This window comes from Myxococcales bacterium (assembly GCA_012517325.1).
Taxonomy (GTDB): domain Bacteria; phylum Lernaellota; class Lernaellaia; order Lernaellales; family Lernaellaceae; genus JAAYVF01.
In genome coordinates this window covers 1-5,243 of record JAAYVF010000051.1, presented here as the reverse complement: position 1 = coordinate 5,243, position 5,243 = coordinate 1, and the positions used below count along the sequence as shown (strand labels likewise).

The following is a 5,243-nucleotide window of genomic DNA, read 5'->3' as shown; positions in this document are numbered from 1 at the left end:
TTTCCTGGCTCATCTGATTTTTTCCCGCCCGCTACACCTTTTGTAGCAATGCTACAGGGTTTGTAGCGCCTCCCCCTTGAAGGTGCGGCCCGGCTGGCCCACCACGAAAATCGAAAACACCCGCATGCGGGTGGAAACCCCCGAGAGGACCTTACAGCCGGGCCATGCCTCTTGGGGGTTTCTTTTTTAGTGCGTCAAGGAGGCGCTTATGAACCTTGCGACAAAAAAATCGTCCTTGTCCCCGGCTCGTCAGAAACTTTTGCGGCTCATGCAGTCCGTCAACTTCGGGCGGATCGAGCAGCTGCGCATGAGCGGGGGCGAGCCCGTTTTCGCTCCTCCCCCCAGGGTGATCCGCGAGATCAAATTCGGAGCGGACAACGGGCCGCGTCCCGAACAGGATCTGACCGACTTCACGCTCAAGACGCAGCACTGCGAGCTTTTCGCAACCCTGGATCGCATGGGCGACCGGACCGTGGAGTCTCTTGAGGTGCAGCACGGTCTGCCGTTCCGCATCAAATTCGAGGAGGCGATCGGGGCGTAAAGCCCTCGATCTCCAGCAACCGCCAACCAGCCGACCGAATGACGGAGGCGTTGTGGGTGTTGCCGAACCCGGCAAACGCATGACGCCTCCGAATTATTTGCGGCGATCAACCTGAGCCGTCGGTCAACACCCACGCGCCCCCTTCGAGGGGGACGAAATGGGTACCGGAAACAGTTATCGAGGAATCAATGGATACGCGGTCAAAATGGTTCGATTCAAGGCTGGGCAGCTGGCCGGACAATACGGTTTCAGCTTGTCCGAGCGGCCGGACCTTGAGCAGCACTTCATGTGCGTCCTGGCGGGAGCCATGCCGCGGCACGACCCCGCCAAATCCAAAGCGGAAACATTCATCTCCGTTGTCGTAAACACCGCCGCCGCCGAGATCATCCGAACGCGGAAAGCGGCCAAGAGAGGCAACGGCCTGCGGATCATCTCCCTAGAAAAGGAATACGAGGAGAAGGACGGCAAAAAAACAAAACCTTCCAAACGGCTCAACGAGGACGCGTTCAACTTCTTTTTCGGCAAAACAAACCTGACACGCGCCCAGCATGTCGCGCTCCAGGTCGATCTGAAGAGAGCGGTCGATTCGCTGCCGGACAACCTGAAAAGCCTGTGTCGAAAACTTCTGACCTCCACGGTCGCCGAGATCGCCAGGGAATCCGGCGTGAGCCGCGACTCGGTCTACCTCGACATCAAGACGATCCGAAACATTTTTGAAAACAGGGGGTTGCGTGAATACCTCCGGTCCTAGCCGACACTTTTGGGGGCCGCCGCATATATATCCCCCAACAACCCATGGCGCGAAAAGCGAACGCGCCGCAGCAGGGAGATGAAATGGAGAAGGACATCTTTCGATACCAGTTCAAAGACGGACTCGATCTCCAGGAGATTGAGGAGTCGTTGCTGCTGGCCGCAATCGCGGCGGAAGGAATCCACGGCCGCTCGGCGCTCAGGCTGGCCGGCGCCTTCCTTTTCGACGCCGACAAAAGCTCCTGCGTGATCGACGGCTCCAACGAAATCGGGCGGCACATCGCCGCCATCTTCACCGGCTTTCTGACCAAGCAGTTCGGCGACGAGGCTTTCACGGTCGAGAAGGTCGACAAACACAACCCCCAATTATCACCAACTCTTTGATGAAGGAGGAAACCTTATGAGCAGTTGGGACCAAGCGGAAAAGGCGGCCAGCCAGCACGGCGGCAACGAGAAGTACCTGAACCTTAAAAACGACGGCGACAAGGCGGTGATCGCCATTCTGGGCGAACCGCATCCGCGCGAAATGGTGTGGACCGGCGAGCGGATGGAGCCCTACACCGGCCAGGACATGGGCGGGAAAAAGCCCACGCTGCGCATCGCCTTGAACGTCTTCGTCGACGGGCAGGTGAAGATTTTCGAGGTCAACGCGACCCTCTTCAAATCCATTTTGAAGCTGCGCAACAAGTACGGCTTGGACTCCTACTGGTTCGAGGTCGAGCGCTCCGGCGCGGCGGGCGACACGAAAACCAAATATTCGATTTTGCCCGAACGCCCCATGAATGACACGGAAAAACAGCAGATCGCCGCGGCCGAGCTTTTCGATCTGGCCCGCGAACTGGAGAGCGACGGTGGCGATGACGACGGCTTTGAAAATTACGACAAAAAGCCGGCCGCGCCCCGCCCGATCGATGAAAAAACCGCGCAGTCGATGATCGTCGTTTTGAAGTCCCTTCCCGCCGATGCGGTCAACGAATTCCTGGGCAAGTTCGGGGTCAAGAGGATCAAGGACCTTCCCGCGGACGCCTCCAAGGCCGCCATCGCCTATCTGGACGTGCTGCGGAACAAGTTCGGCGGCGCGGGCGCCGAGGTGGACCCCTTCGCCTGAGCGTCCTTCCCCATGCCGAAAGGGCGGAATCAACGCCGCCCTCGGCTCCGGGACGGCCTCCGGAGTCCTGATGAGGCAGGCCGGAAAGGACCGCGTATGGGTGGATATCTCGATTCGATTTTCGGCCCCGCCGGCGTCTTCGCCAGGGCGCTGCCGGGTTATGAGGACAGGCCGGGGCAGTATTCCCTGGCGAAGGTCATCGACGCCGGATTCACGGGAAGCAACCACGTCATCGGCGAAGGACCGACCGGCGTCGGCAAGTCCCTCGCCTACTTGATTCCCGCGATCATGCACGCCGTCGAGGATGATCGAAAGACCGTCGTGGCGACGGGAAACATATCGTTGCAGGAGCAGCTGATTCGAAAGGACCTGCCGTTCCTGCAAAGGGTTCTGCCCCATGAATTCACCTTCGCCCTGCTGAAGGGTCGCTCCAACTATCTGTGCAAACGCGCCGCGTCCGAGGTCCGAAGCAAGGGAACCTTTTCCTTCATGCCCTTTGATGACGAGGCCGGGCAGATCGAAACGATCATGCGCTGGTGCGGCGAAACCGACACCGGCGACGTCAGCGATCTTCCCTTCAAACCATCACATCGGGTTTGGGGCGAGTTCAGCACGTCGCCGGATGACTGCGATGGCCGGGATTGCCCCTTCGCCGAGGATTGCTGGTGCGAGAGGGCGAAGCGCAAGGCGGCGGAATCGAACATCACGGTGGTCAACTTTCACTTGCTGTTCGCCGACCTGCAGGTGCGAAACGCCACGGACGGCGGCGCGGCGGTCATCCCGGATTACGACTTTTTGGTGGGCGACGAGGCACACAAGATGGCCGACATCGCCCGGGACTTTTTGGGCGTGCAGGTCGGGCCGGCCGCAATCGACCGCATCGTCCGGCGGCTGATCAAATACCGGGCCGACAACCTGGCCAACGCCCTGAACGTCGAATCCGAGTCCTTTTTCAACCGGGTGCGGGCTTACAGGCGATCGCCGGATTATCACATCCGACTTCGTCATCCTGGGGCAATCGCGCTCGGCGGGCTTTCGAAGCAACTGTCGACGGCGGCCTCGTTTTTTCACAACCTGACTGAAACGATCGATGACCCCGCCGAACGGCGCAGGCTACAACGGACTGAGGCGGCGTGTGACCGGGTGCGCGGCGACCTGGTTTCCATCATCGGGCTTTCCGATCCGAACCTCGTCGCCTGGATCGAGGAAAGCGATCGGGGTTACATCAAGCTGGTCGGCCGCCCCTTGGACGTCAGCGACATCCTGCGCCACAGCCTGTTCGAACGGACCGAAAGCGTCGTCCTGGTTTCCGCCACTCTTTCGACCAATGGAAATTTCGATTTCATCAAGGGCGAGATCGGCCTCGATGACCCCCTGGAATTGATCGTTGAGAGCCCCTTCGATTTCAGAAGCCAGGCGCTTCTGGTCGTGCCGCACGGCCTCCCCGATCCGCGCGATGACGAATTCCCGGACGTGGTCGCCCGGGGCCTAAAACGGGTGATCGACGACGTCGGCGGCCGGACCCTGGGATTGTTCACATCCTACCGGGTGTTGGACCACGTTTACGCGGCGGTGTCCGGCAACGGGCATCGCATCCTCAAGCAGGGCCAGGCGTCCAACACGACGCTGATCGAACAATTCCGAAACGACCGGGAATCGGTGCTGCTCGGCACCGAGTCATTCTGGCAGGGGGTGGACGCGCCCGGCGACACGCTTTCCGTGGTAGTAATCGACAAGCTGCCCTTTCCGTCGCCGGCCGATCCGATCGTTGACGCGATTGTCGAGAGGAATCCCCGGGGCTGGTTTTTCGATTTCTTCATCCCGAAGGCGATCATCGCCTTGAAACAGGGATTCGGCCGATTGATCCGGTCCAGGACCGACGTCGGCGTGGCCGTGATCTTCGATCCGCGCATCGTGGAAAAACCCTACGGCCGGAAGTTCATCAACAGTCTGCCCTCCATGTACCGCACCCGCGACCTGGGCAACGTGGCGGCGTTTCTGGAGGCGAAGCGATGACGCAAATCCCCGTCGACAACGAAATCCATCTTCCCCGGGAAGCGCTTCCGGCCAAGCAGATGGAAAAACTGATCCAGCGGCTGACCGTGCCGAATCCCGAATACATCGCCAGAAAGAGGATGGGCAAATGGCTGGGCGGCGTCCCGGAAAGCATCGAATGTTTCAGATTTGAAAACGGATCGATCGCGATTCCACGGGGCGCCGCCCGCCTTCTCAAGGAACTTACCATCGAGACAGGGACGACGCTTCATTACGTCGACCGCCGTCTTTCCTTTCCCTTTGTCGCGTATCCGATTGCGATCTCGCCGCGCGCCTATCAAGCCGAGGCCATCGCACGAATGACCGGCGCGACGCAGGGGGTGGTCGTGATGCCCTGCGGCGGCGGCAAGAGTCTGACCGGCGTGGGCGTCGTGATCCGGCTCGGGCAGCCGACCATCTTTCTCGTCCACACCCTGGACCTGGTGGAGCAGTGGCGGGATCTGCTGAACGGCCTCGGCGTTCAAGATGTCGGAATCGTCTGCGACGGTGTGAACAAGCCGGAAATGATCACCCTGGCCACGGTGCAGACCCTGGCCGGCCGCGACGCCGGCGATCCCCTGTTCCGACAATTCGGATGCGTCATCCAGGACGAGGGGCATCACGTGCCCGGGTACACCTTCCGGGACGTGCTCAATCGCTTCCCGGCCAAGCACCGCTTCGCCCTGACCGCCACGCCGGACCGGGCCGACGGACTGACCGATCTGTTGTTTCATTACGTGGGCCCCATCCTGCACGAGGTCGATTTCGGTTTCCTTGTGAAAAACGGATTTCTGATCGAACCGGAAATCC

General features: G+C 60.5%; 6 protein-coding genes. All 6 read left to right on the top strand.

Features of this window, described 5'->3' with window-relative positions; all coding sequences use genetic code 11:
• Nucleotides 1-208: 208 nt before the first annotated feature.
• Nucleotides 209-541, top strand: a complete 333-nt coding sequence (locus GX444_09440; GenBank protein NLH48812.1) for a hypothetical protein — start codon at nucleotides 209-211, stop codon at nucleotides 539-541.
• A 157-nt stretch (nucleotides 542-698) separates the two neighbouring features.
• Nucleotides 699-1,292: a hypothetical protein gene (locus GX444_09435; GenBank protein NLH48811.1), complete on the top strand. Its 594-nt coding sequence runs from the start codon at nucleotides 699-701 to the stop codon at nucleotides 1,290-1,292.
• A gap of 83 nt (nucleotides 1,293-1,375) precedes the next feature.
• On the top strand, nucleotides 1,376-1,675 hold the full coding sequence (locus GX444_09430) for a hypothetical protein (protein ID NLH48810.1): 300 nt from the start codon (nucleotides 1,376-1,378) through the stop codon (nucleotides 1,673-1,675).
• A 16-nt stretch (nucleotides 1,676-1,691) separates the two neighbouring features.
• The gene (locus tag GX444_09425; protein NLH48809.1) at nucleotides 1,692-2,399 is read left to right on the top strand and encodes a hypothetical protein; all 708 of its coding nucleotides are present in this window, start codon (nucleotides 1,692-1,694) and stop codon (nucleotides 2,397-2,399) included.
• 96 nt (nucleotides 2,400-2,495) lie between these two features.
• Complete coding sequence (locus tag GX444_09420; protein ID NLH48808.1) at nucleotides 2,496-4,415, top strand: helicase; 1,920 nt, start codon at nucleotides 2,496-2,498, stop codon at nucleotides 4,413-4,415.
• Nucleotides 4,412-5,243, top strand: an 832-nt coding sequence (locus GX444_09415; protein NLH48807.1) for a DEAD/DEAH box helicase family protein, incomplete at its 3' end; no start/stop codon positions are given. The genes GX444_09420 and GX444_09415, both read left to right, overlap by 4 nt.